The following is a 19,197-nucleotide window of genomic DNA, read 5'->3' on the forward strand; positions in this document are numbered from 1 at the left end:
TAGCGTCATGGCATTCGAAGCAATGTTCCAGCCGATCCAGATCGGCAAACTGACCATCCGCAACCGTGTGCTCAGCACCGCGCACGCCGAGGTCTACGCCACTGACGGCGGCATGACGACCGACCGCTACGTGAAGTACTACGAAGAAAAGGCCAAGGGCGGTATCGGCCTGGCGATCTGCGGCGGCTCGTCGGTGGTGGCCATCGACAGCCCGCAGGAGTGGTGGTCGTCGGTCAACCTGTCGACCGACCGCATCATCCCGCACTTCCAGAACCTGGCTGACGCCATGCACAAGCATGGCGCCAAGATCATGATCCAGATTACCCACATGGGCCGTCGCTCGCGTTGGGACGGCTTCAACTGGCCGACCCTGATGTCGCCGTCGGGTATCCGTGAACCCGTGCACCGCGCCACCTGCAAGACCATCGAGGTGGAAGAGATCTGGCGCGTGATCGGCAACTACGCGCAAGCTGCCCGCCGCGCCAAGGAAGGTGGCCTGGACGGAGTGGAACTGTCGGCCGTGCACCAGCACATGATCGACCAGTTCTGGAGCCCGCGCGTCAACAAGCGTACCGACGAATGGGGCGGCACCTTCGAAGGCCGCATGAAGTTCGGCCTGGAAGTACTGAAGGCCGTACGCGCCGAAGTCGGTGACGATTTCTGCGTGGGCATGCGTATCTGTGGCGACGAGTTCCACCCCGATGGCCTCAGTCACGAGGACATGAAGCAGATCGCCGCCTACTACGACGCCACCGGCATGATCGATTTCATCGGCGTGGTCGGCTCGGGTTGCGACACCCATAACACCCTGGCCAACGTCATCCCCAACATGAGCTACCCGCCGGAGCCGTTCCTGCACCTGGCCGCCGGCATCAAGGAAGTGGTCAAGGTCCCGGTACTGCACGCGCAGAACATCAAGGACCCGAACCAGGCCACGCGCATCCTGGAAGGCGGCTATGTCGACATGGTCGGCATGACCCGCGCGCACATCGCCGACCCGCACCTGATCGCCAAGATCAAGATGGGCCAGGTCGACCAGATCAAGCAGTGCGTCGGTGCCAACTACTGCATCGACCGCCAGTATCAGGGCCTGGACGTGCTGTGCATCCAGAACGCCGCGACCTCCCGCGAATACATGGGGGTGCCGCACATCATCGAGAAGACCACCGGGCCCAAGCGCAAGGTCGTCATCGTCGGCGCCGGCCCTGCCGGTATGGAAGCGGCCCGCGTGGCTGCCGAGCGCGGCCACGACGTGACCGTGTTCGAGAAGAAGGACCAGATCGGCGGGCAGATCACCATCGCCGCCAAGGCGCCGCAGCGCGACCAGATCGCCGGTATCACTCGCTGGTACCAGCTGGAGTTCGCCCGCCTGAAGATTGACCTGCGCCTTGGCACCGCCGCTGATGTGGCGACCATCCAGGACCTGCGCCCGGACATCATCGTGCTGGCGGTGGGTGGGCATTCGTTCCTGGAGCAGAACGAGCACTGGGGCGCCGCCGAAGGGCTGGTGGTCAGCAGCTGGGATGTGCTCGACGGCAAGGTTGCGCCGGGCAAGAACGTGCTGGTGTACGACACCATCTGTGAGTTCACCGGCATGTCGGTGGCTGACTTCATCGCCGACAAGGGCAGCCAGGTGGAGATCGTCACCGACGACATCAAGCCGGGCGTGGCCATGGGCGGTACTACCTTCCCGACCTACTACCGCAGCATGTATCCGAAAGAAGTGATCATGACCGGCGACATGATGCTGGAAAAGGTCTACCGCGAAGGCGACAAGCTGGTGGCGGTGCTGGAAAACGAATACACCGGCGCCAAGGAAGAGCGTGTGGTCGACCAGGTGGTGGTGGAGAACGGCGTGCGTCCTGACGAGCAGCTGTACTACGCACTGAAGGAAGGTTCGCGCAACAAAGGCCAGATCGACGTGGAGGCGCTGTTCGCCATCAAGCCACAGCCGATCCTGAGCCAGCCGGGCGAAGGCTACCTGCTGTACCGCATCGGCGACTGCGTGGCCCAGCGCAACGTGCATGCGGCGATCTACGACGCCTTGCGCCTGTGCAAGGACTTCTGATCGAGAAAAATCGTCGCCACCGGGCGCGGTCCCTGTGGGAGCGGGTTCACCCGCGAAAGCGTCAGCACAAGCAACAAAGTTGTCTGATCTGACGCATTCGCGGGTAAACCCGCTCCCACAAGGGGCCAATCCCATCTTCAGAGTGGCGCAAGAATCCAGCTGTTGTGGGAGCCTCCCATGTTGAACACCCTTCTACCTATTCTGCTGTTCGCTGCCCTTGGCCTGGCAGTGCTCGGCGCCCTGCGCCGGGTGCGCATGTGGCGGCGTGGCCGGCCGTCTAAGGTCAACCTGATCGGCGGCCTGCTGGCCATGCCGCGCCGTTACCTGGTGGACCTGCACCATGTGGTCGAGCGCGACAAGTACATGTCCAAGACCCACGTGGCCACCGCTGGCGGCTTCGTGCTGTCGGCCGTGCTGGCGATCCTGGTGCACGGCTTCGGCCTGCAGAGCAAGATTCTCGGCTACGCGTTGCTGGTGGCTACCGTGATCATGTTCAGCGGCGCCATCTTCGTCTTCAAACGCCGCCTCAACCCGCCTTCGCGCCTGTCCAAGGGCCCGTGGATGCGCCTGCCGAAGAGCCTGCTGGCGTTTGCCGTGAGCTTCTTCATCGCCACCTTGCCGGTCGCCGGCATCCTGCCGGCCAACACCGGTGGCTGGGTGATGGTGGGCATTCTGGGCCTGGGCGTGCTGTGGGGCGTGTCGGAGCTGTTCTTCGGCATGACCTGGGGCGGCCCGATGAAACACGCCTTCGCCGGTGCCCTGCACCTGGCCTGGCACCGCCGCGCCGAACGCTTCGGCGGCGGCCGCTCCACCGGCCTCAAGCCGCTGGACCTGGAAGACCCGAACGCGCCGCTGGGCGTGGAAAAGCCGGTGGACTTCACCTGGAACCAGCTGCTGGGCTTCGACGCCTGCGTGCAGTGCGGTAAATGCGAAGCCATGTGCCCGGCCTTTGCTGCCGGCCAGCCGCTGAACCCGAAAAAGCTCATCCAGGACATGGTCATCGGCCTGGCCGGTGGCACCGATGCGCAGTTCGCCGGCAGCCCATACCCGGGCAAACCGATCGGTGAGCATGGCGGCCACCCGCACCAGCCGATCGTCAATGGCCTGGTCGACGCCGAAACGCTGTGGTCGTGCACCACCTGCCGTGCCTGCGTCGAGGAATGCCCGATGATGATCGAGCACGTCGATGCCATCGTCGACATGCGCCGTCACCTCACCCTGGAAAAAGGCGCTACCCCGAACAAGGGTGCCGAAGTGCTGGACAACCTGATCGCTACCGACAACCCGGGCGGCTTCGCCCCCGGTGGCCGCATGAACTGGGCCGCCGACCTCAACCTGCAACTGCTGTCGGAGGTGAAAACCACCGAGGTGCTGTTCTGGGTCGGTGACGGTGCCTTCGACATGCGCAACCAGCGCACCTTGCGCTCGTTCGTCAAAGTGCTCAAGGCTTCGGGTGTGGACTTTGCCGTGCTCGGCCTGGAAGAGCGCGATAGCGGCGACGTGGCTCGCCGTCTGGGCGATGAGGCGACCTTCCAGCAACTGGCCAAACGCAATATCCAGACCCTGGCCAAATACAAGTTCCAGCGCATCGTCACCTGTGACCCGCACAGCTTCCATGTGCTGAAGAACGAATACGGCGCCCTAGGCGGCGACTATCAGGTGCAGCACCACAGTACCTACATCGCCGAACTGATCGCGGCCAACAAGCTCAATCTTGGCCAGCACAAGGGTGGCAGCGTCACCTACCACGACCCGTGCTACCTGGGCCGTTACAACGGTGAGTACGAAGCTCCACGGGCTGTGCTCAAAGCCCTGGGTATCGAAGTACGCGAGATGCAGCGCTCCGGCTTCCGTTCCCGCTGCTGCGGCGGTGGCGGCGGTGCGCCGATCACCGACATCCCGGGCAAGCAGCGTATCCCGGACATGCGCATGGACGACATCCGCGAGACCGAGGCCGAACTGGTAGCCGTGGGGTGCCCACAGTGCACCGCCATGCTCGAAGGCGTGGTCGAACCGCGCCCACAGATCAAGGACCTGGCCGAACTGGTGGCTGACGTGCTGATCGAAGCGGACGCGCCCTCTGCCCCAAAGCCGCAAACGGCCAAACGTGAACCTGCGGAGGTGCACTGATGAGCGACATTATCCGCCGCGACCCACGCGCCGAGTGGATCGCCCGTAACCGTCTGCACCCGCTGCATGCAGCGATGCAGACGCAGCAGACCAGCTGGATGGGGCCCAACGGCCTCATCCGCAAGAACCCCCATGCGATTGCCGCAGGCTTCATCGGCCCGGCCGGCATCAAGCGCATCGACCGCAGCGGCGCCCAGCAGGGCACCGCCGTGGGCGGACGGCGCACGGCGGCGGTTGAGGTCAAGCTGCCGCTGCACCAGGTACCTGCGCCGGCGTTCTACATTGCCGTGGTGCCGGACATGGTCGGTGGCCGCCTGAGCAGCCACGACCGCGACCTGCTCGGCCTGGCCCACAGCCTGGCCGGCAGCGACGGTGCGGTGTTGGCAGTGGTGTTTGGCGAGCACAAGGAAAGCAACTTTTCCACAGCCGGGGTCGACCGCCTGCTGGTCATCGAAGGCGAGGCATTCGAAGGTTATGCACCGGAGCAACTGGTACAAGGCCTGCGGGCTGTGGATAACCAGTTCACCCCGCGCCACTGGCTGCTGCCCGACAGCCGCACCGGTGGTGGCGAACTGGGCCGGCGCCTGGGCGCGGCACTGGGCGAGCGCCCGGCGACGCGGGTATGGCAGGTCAAGGACGGCCAGTGCATCGGCCGTGCCGGTGCCGGCCAGCAGGATCTGCAGCGCGCCGTACCACGCTTGATCCTGGCGGCGGCCGAGTGCGCCGAGCCGGTCAGCGAAACCCGTCACGAAGCGCTGCCGGTGGAGTTGTCCACAAGCGTTGCGCGCAGCCTGTCGCGGATCGAAGACCTGGGCTCTGTGGCCGTGGACCCGGCCACCATTGCCATGGCCGAAGCCGAGTTCATCGTCTCGGGCGGCAACGGGGTCAAGGATTGGGACCTTTATCACAAGGCCACTGCGGCCCTCGGCGCCACCGAAGGCGCCTCGCGGGTGGCGGTGGACGACGGCTTCATGCCCCGTAACCGTCAGGTGGGTGCCACCGGTACCTGGGTTACCGCGCGGGTCTACGTGGCTGTGGGTATCTCGGGCGCGATCCAGCACCTGCAGGGCATCGGCGCCTGCGACAAAGTGGTGGCGATCAACATGGACCCGGGCTGCGACATGATCAAACGGGCCGACCTGTCGGTAATTGGCGACAGTTCGGCGATTCTCCAGGCACTGATCGAGGCTGTGGACAACTACCGCAGCGGCGGCCAGCGCGACGCGGCATAAGGGCACGAGCATGAGTACGAAAGTGATCAGCCTGGTTTCCATCGGTGGCCACCCCAGCTCCGGCCGCGCTCGCCGCGCCGAACAGGATGCGCGCGCCGTGGAACTGGGTTTGCAGCTGGCTGGGGATAACTTGCAGGTGGTGCATGCCGGCGACCCACGGGAAGAGGCGCTGCGCGCCTACCTGGGGATGGGCCTGGACCATCTGGATGTGCTGGAGCAGCCGGCCGGCGCGGATGTGCTGGGCGTGCTCGGGGATTACCTGCGCGACGCCGGGGCCCAGCTGGTGCTGACTGGCAGCCAGGCCGAGACCGGTGAGGGGTCGGGCATGTTGCCCTTCCTGCTGGCCGAAAAGCTCGGATGGCCGCTGATTGTCGGGTTGGCTGAAGTGGAGTCGATCGAAAACGGCACCGCCCAGGTATTGCAGGCGCTGCCGCGCGGGCAACGGCGTCGGTTGAAGGTGCGCCTGCCGTTGCTGGCGACTGTGGATAACGCTGCGCCCAAGCCGCGCCAGAGCGCTTTCGGGCCGGCACGCCGGGGTGTGTTGGCGGCACGCAACGTGGCTATCGTCGAAGACGAATTGCTGACTGAAGCCGAATTGCAACCGGCCCGCCCACGGCCCAAGCGGCTGAAGGTTATCAAGGCCAAGAGCGGTGCTGACCGGATGAAGGCGGCGACGGCCAAGGCCAGTGGCGGCGGAGGCAAGGTGTTGAAGGACGTTTCGCCACAGGAAGGCGCCGAGGCCATCCTCAAGCTGTTGGTGGAAGAAGGGGTGCTGCGCTAGAGCCTCACGCGGTCCCGTTGTAGGAGCGGCCTTGTGTCGCGATGGGTTGCGCAGCAGCCCCGGCAATCTTGACTGGTAGTCGAGATCCTGGGGCCGCGCTGCGGCCCATCGCGACACAAGGCCGCTCCTACATTTCATACACAGTATCGAGCGAATGTTTTTGCCCACCAAATCTGTTCGCCAAGGTGTGGATAAAGTGTTGGCGCATGGCCACAGCCCTTGTATCACGTGGCCTCCAAGCTTTTGATCAAAAAACGATCAGTCTTATCCCTGCCTTCGCATGCAACGCACGGCAGCACCCTGCTGATTTTGCCCACAATCGCTGTTAGCCGGTCTGTGGATAATCTGTTTGATAGCTTCTGTAGGCCTTGTAGTTAAAGGCTTCGGTAGGTTTTTTCAAAAATGATCAAATCCGGATGAGGTCTTCTTTATCTCCGATAATCAGGACCTTGGGGCACTTATCCACAACCAGATCAAACAAAACGAATCAATTGCCCACAAACTCTGTTGGTGTCTCTGTGGAAAAAGTGTTCGTGGAGGCCGCCAAGCCTTTATCAGCAAGGCTTCCAAAGGTTTGGTCAGAAAACGTTCAATTCGCGATTTAAGCTAGCGGAAGAGCGCCGGGCAGTATTTTCCACAGGGCCTGTTCGCCGATCGATGCTCTGGCGCGACATCAAGAAAAACGTCAGCCGAGACCTGGAACGATTTTCAGCGGGCGAATCAGGAAGGGAAAGCACAAGATGGCGCCGCGGAGCGGCTGAGAAAAGGGACGGGAAATGCCGGTTTGTAAGATCGAGGATGAAGCCAACGGAGATTGTCGCGCAGATCCGGAAGTACGGTGAGAAGACCAAGCCTGTGAGTTACCCACAGGCTTGGTTCGCGTGTATCACTGCGCCTGAACTTCCTTCAGATACGCCGCCGGCTCTGCCCCCAGATTGTTCAGCAAGCGCTGGCTGTACCAGTCAATGAAGTTGACCACGCCAAACTCGTAGGTTTTCGAGTAAGGCCCAGGCTGGTACGCAGTGGAGTTGATCCCGCGCTGGTTTTCTTCGGCCAGGCGACGGTCCTGATCGTTGGTCGCGTCCCAGACCTTGCGCATCTGCTCAGGGTCATAGTCCACGCCTTCCACGGCATCCTTGTGGACCAGCCACTTGGTGGTGACCATGGTTTCCTGGGCGCTGATCGGCCACACGGTGAACACGATCATGTGGTCGCCCATGCAGTGGTTCCAGGAGTGTGGCAGGTGCAGGATGCGCATAGAGCCCAGGTCGGGGTTCTTGATGCGGCCCATCAGCTTCTTGCATGCTTGCTTGCCATCCATGGTCATCGACACGGTCCCCTTGAGCAGCGGCATGCGCACGATACGGTTACGCAGGCCATGGCTCTTGTGCAGGTACGGGATCTTCTCGGCTTCCCAGGCAGCGGCGGAGGCGGCTACGTGGTCCTTGAAGGCCTGGTCGGCGCGTGGGTCGTTGGTGTCATCCCACTCCAGCAGGGTTTTCAGCAGCTCAGGGTGCGACCCGTTGCAGTGGTAGCACTCGCGGTTGTTTTCCAGCACCAGCTTCCAGTTGGCCTTTTCCATCAAGGTGGTTTGTACCGCCACCTTGGTGTTTTCCATGTCGTACGGTTCCATGTAGTGGTCCAGGGTGGCCAGGAACTCGTCGATGGCGGGCGGGTTTTCCGCCAGGCTGATAAAGATGTAGCCGCCTGCAACTTTCACATTCACAGGCTTGAGGCCGTACTGGTTCATGTCGAAGTCGGCGCCCATTTCGGTGCCGGCGAACAGCAAGCGGCCATCCAGCTCGTAGGTCCACTGGTGGTAGGGGCAGACCAGCTTGGCCACCTTGCCTTTTTCGCTGGTGCACAGACGCGAGCCGCGGTGGCGGCACACGTTATGGAAGGCATGCACTTTGCCCTCGGCGCCACGGATCACGATGATCGGGTTCTTGCCGATCTGCAGGGTCAGGAAGTTGCCCTTTGTCGGAATCTCGCTTACCAGCCCCGCAATCAGCCACTCCTTGTGGAAGATCTCCTGCATGTCGATCTGGAACAGACGCTCGTCGGTGTAGAAAGGCTGGGGTAGCGAGTAGGTGCGCTCGCGGGTCTGCAGCATCTCGGCGGTGGCCTTGCGTGCAGGTTCCAGTGGATCGCCCAGGCTCAGGGTTGCGGTGACGTCCATCGTGTATTCCTCGGGGCCGTGTGCGGCCGGCAAAAGGTGGCTAATCGTTGTTGTGGTGCCGCAAGGCTGCTCATCAAGAAACAGCTGGTTGTTTTGCCGTGGAGTGTGCGTCCGAAGGCGTCATGAACCGTATCCATGGGCGACATGGCCGATTTGAATTACGACGCGCCAGCCCTTGTGGCGCGGGGCTGGTCGCGATAAGCACGCCGATGTCGCTGGCAGGAATGTACGTCGTCTTCAGCTTGCGCATTATCCAAGCCATAAAAAGGCCGATAGTCGGCTGCTGGAGATGAACATGTCCGATACCTTCCTTAATCCGGTCACCACCCAGACCTGGGCCAACGGCCGCCACATCGTGCGCTGTGTCAAGGTCATCCAGGAGACCTGGGACGTGCGCACCTTCTGCTTCATGGCCGACCAGCCGATCATGTTCTTCTTCAAGCCAGGGCAGTTCGTCACCCTGGAACTGGAGATCGAAGGCAAGCCGGTGATGCGCTCCTACACCATCTCCAGTTCACCGTCGGTACCCTACAGCTTCTCGATCACCGTCAAGCGCGTGCCGGGCGGCCTGGTGTCCAACTTCCTCCACGACACCATGCACGAAGGCGCCGAGCTGCCGGTGCACGGCCCGGTGGGGCTGTTCAACGCCATCGACTTCCCGGCGCAGAAAGTGCTGTACCTCTCGGGCGGTGTCGGGATCACCCCGGTCATGTCGATGGCGCGCTGGTTCTACGACACCAACGGCAATGTCGACATGGTATTCGTGCACAGCGCCCGTTCGCCGAAGGACATCATCTACCATCGCGAGCTGGAGCAGATGGCTTCGCGCATTCCCAATTTCAGCCTGCACATCATTTGTGAAAAGCATGGCCTGGGTGAGCCGTGGGCGGGTTATCGCGGTTACCTCAACCAGCGCCTGATGGAGCTGATCGCGCCGGACTACATGGACCGCGTTGTGTTCTGCTGCGGCCCGACGCCATACATGACTGCGGTCAAGCGCATGCTCGAAGCGGTCGGCTTCGACATGAAGAACTATCACGAGGAATCGTTCGGCGCGACGCCACCCGAGGCCAAGGCCGATGCGGTAGAGCATGCAGAGCAGGCTGCCGATGCACCGGAGCTGGATGCAGCCGACCTCAACCTGGTGGAGTTCATCGGCAGCGAGAAGAGCATCCGGATCGCCCCGGGCGAGACCGTGCACGCGGCGGCTGCCAAGGTTGGCCTGATGATCCCGAAAGCCTGCGGCATGGGCATTTGCGGTACCTGCAAGGTGCTCAAGCTGGGTGGCGAAGTGGAGATGGAGCACAACGGCGGCATTACCGAAGAGGACGAAGCCGAGGGCTACATCCTGTCGTGCTGCAGCGTGCCTAAAGGGGATGTACGGATCGATTACTGATCCGGGAATGCAGGGGGCTGCCTTGCAGCCCATCGCCGGCAAGCGCGGCTCCCACAGGTACTGCATAACCAGGAGAGTTGTGCGGTCGGTGTGGGAGCTGGCTTGCCGGCGATGGGCCGCAAGGCGGCCCCAGGTGTTTCAAGTGCGGAACCGCGCCACCAGCCCATTCAGATCCACGGCCAACCGCGACAACTCCGCACTCGCCGCACTGGTCTGATGCGCCCCGGTAGCACTCTGCACCGACAGGTCATTGATGTTCACCAGGTTGCGGTCCACTTCACGCGCCACCTGCGCCTGCTCTTCCGCCGCGCTGGCAATCACCAGGTTGCGCTCGTTGATCTGCGCCACCGCCCCGGCGATGGTGTCCAGTGCCATGCCTGCGCCACGGGCAATGTTCAAGGTGGATTCGGCACGCTCGGTGCTGGTGCGCATCGACTCCACCGCTTCTTCCGTACCGCCTTGAATACTGCCGATCATCCGCTCGATCTCACTGGTCGACTGCTGGGTACGATGAGCCAGCGCCCGCACCTCATCAGCCACCACGGCAAAGCCACGGCCCGCCTCACCGGCACGTGCCGCCTCGATCGCGGCGTTCAGCGCCAGCAGGTTGGTCTGGTCGGCCAAGCCACGGATCACGTCTAGCACCTTGCCTATATCGCGCGACTGTTCGGCCAAGTGAGTGATCAGCTTGGCAGTGGCCTGCACGTCACCACTCATGCGCTCGATGGCACCCACGGTCTCCATTACCAGGTCACGTCCATCACCGGTGGAGCGGCTGGCCTCACTGGACGCTTCCGAGGTGCTCACGGCATTGCGCGCGACTTCTTCCACAGCACTGGTCATTTCAGTTACCGCAGTGGCAGCCTGCTCGATCTCGTTGTTCTGCTGCTGCAGGCCACGGGCACTTTCGTCGGTGACGGCATTCAGCTCTTCGGCCGCCGAGGCCAGCTGCGTGGCGGAGCCGGCGATCTGTTGCAGGGTGTCTCGCAGCTTGTCCTGCATGCGTGCCATGGCACGCAGCAGGCGGGCGGCTTCGTCGGTGCCTTCAGCGTGTATGACGTGGGTCAGGTCACCGTCGGCGACCTGTTCGGCGCTTTTGAGCGCTTCTTCGATCGGCTTGACGATGCTGCGGGTCAGCAGGAATGCGCAGACGAAAGTCAGCACAGTGGCGGCGACCAGCAGACCGATCACCAGGGCGAAGGCAGCGGCGTACTGGTTGGCGGCCTTCTCGTTGGTAGCGCGGGTCTGGTCGGTGTTGATGCGCACCAAGGTGTCCATGACCTTGTTGATCTGTTCGGAGTTGGCCAACAGGTCGCGGTTGAGCAGGTCGCGCAGTTCGTCGAGGCGGTCGGCCTGGCTCAGGCTACGCATGCGTGACTCAAGCTGGCGGTACTGGTTGAGCAACTGGCCGTACTGATCGAACGCAGCCTGTTCGTCGGCGGCTCCGATCATCGGCAGGTAGGCCTGGCGTGCACGGTCGATCTGGCTGTTGCGCTCGTCCAGCAGGCTCAGGGTTTCGCGCTGAGTTGCCGGTTCGCGGTTGAGCAGCAGGCGGTAGGAGAGGGTGCGCATGCGCAGGTTCAGGGCAGTGAGCTCGTCGAGGATCTTGATGCTGGGCACGCTGACCTGTTCGATGACGACGCCGGCCTGGCGGATGTTGCCCATCTGGATGAGGGAGAAGATGCCGAGGCCAAGCATCAGCAGGCCGATGAGTGCGAAGCCGAGCAGCGCGCGCGGGGCGATGTTCATATTGCGTAGAGACATGGAGAGAACGATCCAGGCAAGGAAAAAAGGGGCGCAAAGTGCGACAAAACATGACTTGCCGGGCTATCGGTTGTGACTGCTCAGTCTTGAGTGCTGATGGCGAAAATTGTGAGGTTGCTAACCTTTTCCTGACCGGCGGTTGACCCAGGTCGGAACAAGGGGGTGGTTCCTCTGTCAATCTGCGGGTTAGACACCTTGTGAATCCGATATTTAATGGCGATGGGCCGCACTTTTCTTTATCGTGTGCGCCCCTCGCAACAACCTGAGATAGACCCATGCTGGAAGCTTCCCTGAACCAAATCGAGCAACTGGTCAGTGACCTGATGCAGAAGAACGCTCAACTCACCGAGCAGAACACCGCCCTCGGCCAGGAACTGGCCCAGGCCAAGGAAGAGAACGAAACCCTGCAGCTGTCGCTGATGGAGCAGGAAGAGAAGAACGGCAGCACCGCCGCACGCCTGCAGGCCCTGCTCGAGCGCGCCAATGCCGGCGTCGTAGGCGCATGACACTGCGAGCGCAGCCAATCAATGTCGTGTCGATCCTCGGCAACGACTATTCGATCAAGGCGCCTGAAGGCCAGGAAGCGACCCTGGCCCAGGCGGTGCAGATGCTCAACACCGCCTTGGCCCAGACCAAGCGTCAGTACCCGACCCTGATCGGCGACAAGCTGCTGGTGCTGGCAGCGCTGAATCTGTGTTCACGGCAGATCGAGCTGCAGGATGAGCACCGCAAGACGCTGGAGCGTACCCAGGCGCAGATCGACGCCACGGTGGACGCAATCGTGCGGACCATAGCCGAACAATAAGGTCTTGCGTCGCCCTCTGTGGGAGCGGGTTCACCCGCGAATGCGTCAGTGCATTCTGCATCGCATTCGCGGGTATGCGCGCCGCCACAGGACATCTGACTGCTTCAGATCACTGGATTAACTGGATACGCAAGTGTATACACTTTCCGCAAAACAATAATTATGCGGGGAGTAGGGCATGCGTATCTGGCGTAAGAGCATCCAGTGGCAGTTGATCACCAGCATGGGTGCCGCCCTGCTGGCGAGTATTCTGGTGGTGGTCATCATTTTCACGGTGGCGCTAAACCGCCTCACCGAACGCTACCTGGTCGATACCGCGCTGCCCGCCAGCATCGAGGCCATCCGCAACGACATCGAGCGCATGCTCGGCCAGCCGCTGGTGGCGGCGGCGGATATTGCTGGCAACACTCTGCTGCGTGACTGGCTTGCCGATGGTGAAGACCCCGCCCAGGCCGCTCCATTCATCGAATACCTGACCGCCGCCAAGCAGCGCAACCAGGCTTTTACCACCTTGTTCGTCTCGACCGAAACCGGCCACTACTACAACGAGAATGGCCTGGACCGTACCCTCAGCCGCAGCAACCCAAAGGACAAATGGTTCTACGGCTACATCGACAGCGGTGCCGAACGCCTGATCAACATCGACATCGACGGTGCCACCGGCGAGCTCGCGCTGTTCATCGACTATCGCGTTGAAAAGGATGGTCAACTGGTCGGTGTCGCCGGCATGGGCCTGCGCATGACAGAACTGTCGAAGCTGATCCATGACTTCAAATTTGGCGAGCACGGCAAGGTGTTCCTGGTGCGTAACGATGGCCTGATCCAGGTTCATCCGGACCCTGCCTTCAGCGGCAAACGCCAGCTGACCGAACAGCTCGGTGCGGACGCCGCCAAGGTGCTGATGACCGGCGGCGAAGGCCTGCGCAGCAGCCGCTTCAGCCGTGACGGCGAAAGCTACCTGGCGCTCGGCCTGCCCCTGCGCGACCTCAACTGGACCCTGGTGGCCGAGGTGCCCGAGGAGGAAATCTACGCACCAATGCACCAGGCGGTATGGCTGACCAGCCTGATCGGTGGTGCCGTGGCCCTGGTGTCGCTGCTGCTGGTAGTGCTGTTGGCGCGTGGCCTGGTGCGGCCGATCCGCCGTGTCACGGCGGCGCTGGTGCAGATTGGCAGTGGCGCGGGTGATCTCAGCCACCGGCTGGACGATTCACGCCTGGACGAACTGGGCGACCTGGCGCGTGGCTTCAACCGCTTCCTGGACAGCCAGCGCCGGTTGATCGGCGAGGTATTGCACACTTCCGAGCGGCTGCACCTGGCGGTCGAGCAGGTGACACAGGTGGTGGACAACACCGCCGAGCGTTCCGGGCGCCAGCAGGAAATGACCGAAATGGTCGCTACCGCCGTGCACGAAATGGGTTTGACAGTGCAGGACATTGCCCGCAATGCCGGTGATGCGGCCCAGGCCTCGCAGTCGGCGAGGGACGAAGCCCTGCAGGCGCGTGAAGTGGTGCAACGCTCGATCCGTGGTATCGAAGGGATGTCGGGTGATATCGGCAAGGCGGCCGATGCTGTCAGCCAGCTGGCCGATGAAGTAGCCTCGATCGACGAGGTTCTAGCAGTGATTCGTAGTATTTCCGAGCAAACCAACCTGCTGGCGCTGAATGCCGCCATCGAGGCGGCCAGGGCAGGGGAGATGGGGCGAGGGTTTGCCGTTGTGGCTGATGAAGTGCGTACCTTGGCCCGGCGCACGCAGCTTTCCACCGACGAAGTGCAGCAGATGATCCAGCGCTTGAAGCAGGGCGCGGGTTCGGCGGTGAGTTCGATGCAGGCGGGGCAGCAGGCGACGGGGAGTGGGGTCGAGTCGAGCCAGCGCACCGGGGCGTCACTGGGTGCGATCACTGACCAGGTGGAACACATCAGCGACATGAACCATCAGGTAGCTACTGCGACCGAAGAGCAGTCGGCGGTGACCGAGGAGATCAATCGTACGGTGCAGGGGATTTCCGACCTGGCGCGAGAGACCGCGGCGGAGGTGCAAGGGTGTCGCGAAGAATGCCTGGCATTGCGTGGTTTGGCTAACGATCTGGCGCAGCAGATGAATGGCTTCAGATTATGATCGACTCCTGGGGTGCGGCAAAAGACCTGGCAGCTTTGTAAGGGAGCAACGCAGTCGATAGACGTGTTACTGGCTTGATGTAGCTCACCCCAGAATGTTGAATCACGATACTGGGGTGGGCTATTTATTCAGCCGAGCAATGCTATTGCTCACTGCGGCTCATTAATATAAAAATCGATGTAGGTGTCGCTGTTGGAGAATACTTCGATCGCGGCAAATACGCCTGGGTTTTCAATCATCACGCCTTCAAACTCGAATTTCGGCTGCGAGGTATAGATCGAGATAACGCCGGCGTCATGCACGGTGTAGGGTTTTTTGTTGGCGTAAATAGTCGCGCCGACATGTGTGTCACGTTTGCCGACACGCGCCTTTAGCGGTTGCTGGATACGACCCAGCTGGTAGGTTTTGCTTGCTGCCGCCTGGGTACCTGATACAGAGATACTGGCGACCCTGCCTATAACGGCGTTGGTTGGCGAAGCTGCTTGCACGATGTCACCCACCTTTACCGAAGCAAGGGCCTTGGCGGCTTCTGCGTTACCCGCGATTTCGACACTTTCGTTTTCGTACTGGAATTTCAAAGTGGCGCTCATGGTTTGGTCCCTCTTGGAATACAGGTATCTTGAGAAGTACATGTCCCTCGAGAGTCAGTTTCATTCATCGGAACTTAAAGCGTAACTGGCAGTTTTACCAGTTGCGAAAAACAGGGTCCGTAATTAAGCCGACTTCACGCAGCCGGCCCGTTTAACGGGGTAGGCCAGACTGCGCACCAGAGACCGGCCTCGTAGCGACACGCATCGCTGCGAGGCGGGTCGGTTTCATGCAGCGATAATCGCCCGAATATCCGTCGCCAGCTCACGCACCCGCTCCTCCTCGGTATCCCATGAGCACATGAACCGCGCCCCGCCGCTACCAATGAAGGTATAGAACCGCCACCCCCTGCCGCGCAGTGCTTCGATCGCGTGCTCTGGCATCTGCAGGAATACCCCGTTGGCCTCAACCGGGAACATCAGCTCCACCCCCGGCAAATCACTCACCAGCGAGGCGAGCAACTGCGCGCAATGGTTGGCATGCGCGCCATGGCGCAGCCAGGCACCATCTTCCAGCAGGCCCACCCAAGGCGCCGACAGGAAGCGCATCTTCGATGCCAGTTGCCCGGCCTGCTTGCAGCGGTAGTCGAAGTCCTCGGCCAGCTGGCGGTTGAAGAACAGGATCGCCTCGCCCACCGCCATGCCGTTCTTGGTGCCACCGAAGCACAGCACGTCGACGCCGGCCTTCCAGGTCAGCTCTGCCGGGCTGCAGCCCAGGAACGAACAGGCATTGCTGAAACGTGCGCCGTCCATGTGCAGGTTCAGGCCCAGCTCCTTGCAGGTGGCGCTGATCGCCTTGAGCTCATTGGGGCGGTAGACGGTCCCGACCTCGGTGGCCTGGGTCAGGGTCACCACCCGTGGCTTGGGGTAGTGGATGTCCTGGCGCTTCAGCGCTACCTCGCGGATCGATTCGGGCGTCAGCTTACCGTTGACACTGGGCGCGGTCAGCAGCTTGGAGCCGTTGGAGAAGAACTCCGGCGCGCCGCACTCATCGGTTTCGACGTGGGCGGTCTCGGAGCAGATCACGCTGTGGTAGCTCTGGCACAGCGAGGCCAGGGCCAGGGAGTTGGCGGCGGTGCCGTTGAAGGCGAAGAACACCTCGCAGTCGGTTTCGAACAGCTTGCGGAAGTATTCCGCGGCCCGTTCGGTCCACTGGTCGTCGCCGTAGGCGCGGTCGTGGCCATGGTTGGCTTTTTCCATCGCCGCCCAGGCTTCGGGGCAGATACCGGAATAGTTGTCGCTGGCGAATTGTTGGCTCTTGTCTGTCATGGCACTGTCCTTTGAACGACGCAGAACAGCACTCTAAACCATCGATTCAGCAGTTGCCTATACAAGCGGTGCATCGGCTGACTTCAGCGGTGCCTGTACTGGCCCTATCGCCGGCAAGCCGGCTCCCACAGGTACTCCACAGGGCTTGAGAACAGTGTCATTCCTGTGGGAGCCGGCTTGCCGGCGATGAGGCCAGAGAGGCCAGTGCAAAACGAATGTCGTAAACGCGCCATTGCAAGGCGTGCGCAGGCATCTGACCCGCCCCGGCCAGTCATAACATCGCCACAAAGGGCCACAGTGCCCCACGACAAAAAACGATCGCTGCCGGGAGATACACGATGTTCAGCAAGCAAGACCAGATCCAGGGTTACGACGATGCACTGCTGGCGGCGATGAATGCCGAAGAACAGCGCCAGGAAGACCACATCGAGCTGATCGCCTCGGAAAACTACACCTCCAAGCGCGTGATGCAGGCCCAAGGCAGCGGCCTGACCAACAAGTACGCCGAAGGCTACCCGGGCAAGCGCTACTACGGTGGCTGCGAGCACGTGGACAAGGTAGAAGCTCTGGCCATCGAGCGCGCCAAGCAGCTGTTCGGCGCCGACTACGCCAACGTCCAGCCGCACTCCGGCTCCTCGGCCAACGGTGCTGTCTACCTGGCCCTGCTGCAGGCTGGTGACACCATCCTCGGCATGAGCCTGGCCCACGGCGGCCACCTGACCCACGGCGCCAAGGTGTCGTCCTCGGGCAAGCTCTACAACGCTGTGCAATACGGCATCGACACCAACACCGGCCTGATCGACTATGACGAAGTCGAGCGCCTGGCTGTCGAACACAAGCCGAAAATGATCGTTGCCGGCTTCTCGGCCTACTCCAAGACCCTCGACTTCCCACGCTTCCGCGCCATCGCCGACAAGGTCGGTGCGCTGCTGTTCGTCGACATGGCCCACGTAGCCGGCCTGGTTGCCGCTGGCCTGTACCCGAACCCTATCCCGTTCGCCGATGTGGTTACCACTACCACCCACAAGACCCTGCGCGGCCCACGTGGCGGTCTGATCCTGGCCAAGTCGAACGAAGAGATCGAGAAGAAACTGAACGCCGCAGTGTTCCCTGGCGCCCAGGGCGGCCCGCTGATGCACGTGATCGCCGCCAAGGCCGTGTGCTTCAAGGAAGCACTGGAGCCTGAATTCAAAGCCTACCAGCAACAAGTGATCGAAAACGCCCAGGCCATGGCCCAGGTGTTCATCGACCGCGGCTACGATGTGGTTTCTGGCGGCACCGACAACCACCTGTTCCTGGTCAGCCTGATCCGCCAGGGTCTCACCGGCAAAGATGCCGACGCCGCCCTGGGCCGCGCGCACATCACCGTCAACAAGAACGCCGTGCCGAATGACCCGCAGTCGCCATTCGTCACCTCGGGCCTGCGTATCGGCACCCCGGCTGTCACCACCCGCGGCTTCAAGGTCGCTCAGTGCGTGGCCTTGGCCGGCTGGATCTGCGACATCCTCGACAACCTCGGTGACGCAGACGTCGAAGCCGATGTGGCGAAGAACGTCGCGGCCCTGTGCGCAGATTTCCCTGTTTACCGCTGAGTGGAGTCACACACCATGCAACGTTACTCGGGCTTCGGCCTTTTCAAGCACTCCCTCAGCCACCACGAGAACTGGCAGCGCATGTGGCGCACGCCAACCCCTAAAAAGGTCTACGACGTGGTTATCGTCGGCGGTGGCGGCCATGGCCTGGCCACGGCCTACTACCTGGCCAAGGAACACGGCATCACCAACGTTGCCGTGATCGAGAAGGGCTACCTGGGCGGCGGCAACACTGCCCGTAACACCACTATCGTGCGTTCCAACTACCTGTGGGATGAGTCGGCGCACCTGTACGAACACGCCATGAAGCTGTGGGAGGGCCTGTCCCAGGACCTCAACTACAACGTGATGTTCTCCCAGCGCGGCGTGTACAACCTGTGCCACACCCTGCAGGACATGCGTGACTCCGAGCGCCGGGTCAGCGCCAACCGCCTGAACGGCGTGGATGGCGAACTGCTCAACACCGCCCAGGTCGCGGCCGAGATCCCGTACCTGGACTGCTCGAAGAACACCCGCTACCCGATCCTCGGTGCCACCGTGCAGCGCCGTGGCGGCGTGGCGCGTCACGACGCCGTGGCCTGGGGCTTCGCCCGTGCCGCCGACGCCCTGGGCGTGGACCTGATCCAGCAGACCGAAGTGATCGGCTTCCGCAAGGAAAACGGCGCGGTCATCGGTGTGGAAACCAACAAAGGCTTCATCGGCGCCAAGCGCGTCGGCGTGGTCACCGCCGGTAACTCCGGGCACATGGCCAAGCTGGCCGGCTTCCGCCTGCCGCTGGAATCGCACCCGCTGCAGGCGCTGGTATCCGAGCCGATCAAGCCGATCATCGACAGCGTGATCATGTCCAACGCCGTGCACGGCTACATCAGCCAGTCCGACAAGGGCGACCTGGTGATCGGTGCCGGTATCGACGGCTGGGTCGGCTACGGCCAGCGCGGCTCTTACCCGGTGATCGAGCACACCCTGCAGGCCATCGTCGAGATGTTCCCCAACCTCTCGCGCGTGCGTATGAACCGCCAGTGGGGCGGCATCGTCGATACCTCGCCGGACGCTTGCCCGATCATCACCAAGACCCCGGTCAAGAACATGTTCTTCAACTGCGGTTGGGGTACTGGCGGCTTCAAGGCTACCCCAGGTTCGGGCAACGTCTTCGCCGCGAGCCTGGCCAAGGGCGAAATGCACCCACTGGCCGCGCCGTTCTCCATGGACCGTTTCTACAACGGCGCACTGATCGACGAACACGGCGCCGCCGCCGTCGCCCACTAACCGGAGACACCG

At 62.3% G+C, this 19,197-nt stretch carries 14 protein-coding genes; 10 read left to right on the top strand and 4 right to left on the bottom strand.

Features of this window, described 5'->3' with window-relative positions; genetic code table 11:
• Positions 1-7 precede the first annotated feature (7 nt).
• The 4 genes from dgcA (at position 8) to V3314_RS05240 (ending at position 6,211) form a co-directional block, all read left to right on the top strand.
• A complete protein-coding gene (gene dgcA, locus V3314_RS05225; protein ID WP_046614485.1) occupies positions 8-2,068 on the top strand; it encodes a dimethylglycine demethylation protein DgcA in 2,061 nt (686 codons plus the stop codon).
• A 177-nt stretch (positions 2,069-2,245) separates the two neighbouring features.
• Positions 2,246-4,198 carry a dimethylglycine demethylation protein DgcB gene (gene dgcB, locus V3314_RS05230; RefSeq protein ID WP_046614484.1) on the top strand — a complete coding sequence of 651 codons (1,953 nt, stop codon included), beginning with the start codon at positions 2,246-2,248 and terminating at the stop codon, positions 4,196-4,198.
• Positions 4,198-5,430 (top strand): electron transfer flavoprotein subunit alpha/FixB family protein, encoded by a 1,233-nt coding sequence (locus tag V3314_RS05235; protein WP_085600017.1) that lies wholly within the window; start codon positions 4,198-4,200, stop codon positions 5,428-5,430. Before dgcB ends, V3314_RS05235 begins: the two co-directional genes overlap by 1 nt.
• Before the next feature lie 10 nt (positions 5,431-5,440).
• Positions 5,441-6,211 carry an electron transfer flavoprotein subunit beta gene (locus V3314_RS05240; protein WP_338459985.1) on the top strand — a complete coding sequence of 257 codons (771 nt, stop codon included), beginning with the start codon at positions 5,441-5,443 and terminating at the stop codon, positions 6,209-6,211.
• 886 nt (positions 6,212-7,097) lie between these two features.
• Here the strand turns inward: V3314_RS05240 and gbcA are convergent.
• Positions 7,098-8,390 carry a glycine-betaine demethylase subunit GbcA gene (gene gbcA, locus V3314_RS05245; protein ID WP_046614482.1) on the bottom strand — a complete coding sequence of 431 codons (1,293 nt, stop codon included), beginning with the start codon at positions 8,388-8,390 and terminating at the stop codon, positions 7,098-7,100.
• A gap of 295 nt (positions 8,391-8,685) precedes the next feature.
• Between gbcA and gbcB the strand changes: the two genes are divergently transcribed.
• A complete protein-coding gene (gene gbcB / locus V3314_RS05250; RefSeq protein WP_015268654.1) occupies positions 8,686-9,786 on the top strand; it encodes a glycine-betaine demethylase subunit GbcB in 1,101 nt (366 codons plus the stop codon).
• A 138-nt stretch (positions 9,787-9,924) separates the two neighbouring features.
• Here the strand turns inward: gbcB and V3314_RS05255 are convergent, their stop codons facing one another.
• On the bottom strand, positions 9,925-11,550 hold the full coding sequence (locus tag V3314_RS05255; protein WP_046614481.1) for a methyl-accepting chemotaxis protein: 1,626 nt from the start codon (positions 11,548-11,550) through the stop codon (positions 9,925-9,927).
• Between the two features lie 275 nt (positions 11,551-11,825).
• Between V3314_RS05255 and V3314_RS05260 the strand changes: the two genes are divergently transcribed.
• The 3 genes from V3314_RS05260 to mcpH all read left to right on the top strand — a co-directional run bounded on the left by V3314_RS05260 (position 11,826) and on the right by mcpH (position 14,471).
• Positions 11,826-12,056 (top strand): hypothetical protein, encoded by a 231-nt coding sequence (locus tag V3314_RS05260; RefSeq protein WP_025337390.1) that lies wholly within the window; start codon positions 11,826-11,828, stop codon positions 12,054-12,056.
• Positions 12,053-12,355 (top strand): cell division protein ZapA, encoded by a 303-nt coding sequence (locus V3314_RS05265; RefSeq protein ID WP_003257516.1) that lies wholly within the window; start codon positions 12,053-12,055, stop codon positions 12,353-12,355. Before V3314_RS05260 ends, V3314_RS05265 begins: the two co-directional genes overlap by 4 nt.
• Positions 12,356-12,533: 178 nt before the next feature.
• Positions 12,534-14,471 carry a methyl-accepting chemotaxis protein McpH gene (gene mcpH, locus V3314_RS05270; RefSeq protein ID WP_046614480.1) on the top strand — a complete coding sequence of 646 codons (1,938 nt, stop codon included), beginning with the start codon at positions 12,534-12,536 and terminating at the stop codon, positions 14,469-14,471.
• Between the two features lie 149 nt (positions 14,472-14,620).
• Here mcpH and V3314_RS05275 read toward each other — a convergent pair whose 3' ends face one another.
• Both V3314_RS05275 and V3314_RS05280 read right to left on the bottom strand, forming a co-directional pair.
• Positions 14,621-15,061 (bottom strand): hypothetical protein, encoded by a 441-nt coding sequence (locus V3314_RS05275; protein WP_152666415.1) that lies wholly within the window; start codon positions 15,059-15,061, stop codon positions 14,621-14,623.
• A 225-nt stretch (positions 15,062-15,286) separates the two neighbouring features.
• The gene (locus tag V3314_RS05280) at positions 15,287-16,327 is read right to left on the bottom strand and encodes a low specificity L-threonine aldolase (protein WP_046614478.1); all 1,041 of its coding nucleotides are present in this window, start codon (positions 16,325-16,327) and stop codon (positions 15,287-15,289) included.
• Between the two features lie 338 nt (positions 16,328-16,665).
• Here V3314_RS05280 and V3314_RS05285 point away from each other — a divergent pair, with 338 nt between their 5' ends.
• Both V3314_RS05285 and V3314_RS05290 read left to right on the top strand, forming a co-directional pair.
• Positions 16,666-17,919: a serine hydroxymethyltransferase gene (locus tag V3314_RS05285; protein WP_025337394.1), complete on the top strand. Its 1,254-nt coding sequence runs from the start codon at positions 16,666-16,668 to the stop codon at positions 17,917-17,919.
• Positions 17,920-17,934: 15 nt separating this feature from the next.
• On the top strand, positions 17,935-19,185 hold the full coding sequence (locus V3314_RS05290) for a sarcosine oxidase subunit beta family protein (RefSeq protein ID WP_003255680.1): 1,251 nt from the start codon (positions 17,935-17,937) through the stop codon (positions 19,183-19,185).
• The last annotated feature ends 12 nt before the right edge of the window (positions 19,186-19,197 follow it).

It is taken from the genome of Pseudomonas sp. TE3-3-F2023 (genome assembly GCF_036784815.1).
In the GTDB taxonomy this organism is placed as follows: Bacteria; Pseudomonadota; Gammaproteobacteria; order Pseudomonadales; family Pseudomonadaceae; genus Aquipseudomonas; species Aquipseudomonas pudica.

Excerpts from the sequence above, each read along its gene's own strand:
- dgcA (WP_046614485.1), top strand. The coding sequence starts at position 8 with ATGGCATTCGAAGCAATGTTCCAGCCGATCCAGATCGGCAAACTGACC.
- dgcB (WP_046614484.1), top strand. The coding sequence starts at position 2,246 with ATGTTGAACACCCTTCTACCTATTCTGCTGTTCGCTGCCCTTGGCCTG.
- V3314_RS05235 (WP_085600017.1), top strand. The coding sequence starts at position 4,198 with ATGAGCGACATTATCCGCCGCGACCCACGCGCCGAGTGGATCGCCCGT.
- V3314_RS05240 (WP_338459985.1), top strand. The coding sequence starts at position 5,441 with ATGAGTACGAAAGTGATCAGCCTGGTTTCCATCGGTGGCCACCCCAGC.
- gbcA (WP_046614482.1), bottom strand. The coding sequence starts at position 8,390 with ATGGACGTCACCGCAACCCTGAGCCTGGGCGATCCACTGGAACCTGCA.
- gbcB (WP_015268654.1), top strand. The coding sequence starts at position 8,686 with ATGTCCGATACCTTCCTTAATCCGGTCACCACCCAGACCTGGGCCAAC.
- V3314_RS05255 (WP_046614481.1), bottom strand. The coding sequence starts at position 11,550 with ATGTCTCTACGCAATATGAACATCGCCCCGCGCGCGCTGCTCGGCTTC.
- V3314_RS05260 (WP_025337390.1), top strand. The coding sequence starts at position 11,826 with ATGCTGGAAGCTTCCCTGAACCAAATCGAGCAACTGGTCAGTGACCTG.
- V3314_RS05265 (WP_003257516.1), top strand. The coding sequence starts at position 12,053 with ATGACACTGCGAGCGCAGCCAATCAATGTCGTGTCGATCCTCGGCAAC.
- mcpH (WP_046614480.1), top strand. The coding sequence starts at position 12,534 with ATGCGTATCTGGCGTAAGAGCATCCAGTGGCAGTTGATCACCAGCATG.
- V3314_RS05275 (WP_152666415.1), bottom strand. The coding sequence starts at position 15,061 with ATGAGCGCCACTTTGAAATTCCAGTACGAAAACGAAAGTGTCGAAATC.
- V3314_RS05280 (WP_046614478.1), bottom strand. The coding sequence starts at position 16,327 with ATGACAGACAAGAGCCAACAATTCGCCAGCGACAACTATTCCGGTATC.
- V3314_RS05285 (WP_025337394.1), top strand. The coding sequence starts at position 16,666 with ATGTTCAGCAAGCAAGACCAGATCCAGGGTTACGACGATGCACTGCTG.
- V3314_RS05290 (WP_003255680.1), top strand. The coding sequence starts at position 17,935 with ATGCAACGTTACTCGGGCTTCGGCCTTTTCAAGCACTCCCTCAGCCAC.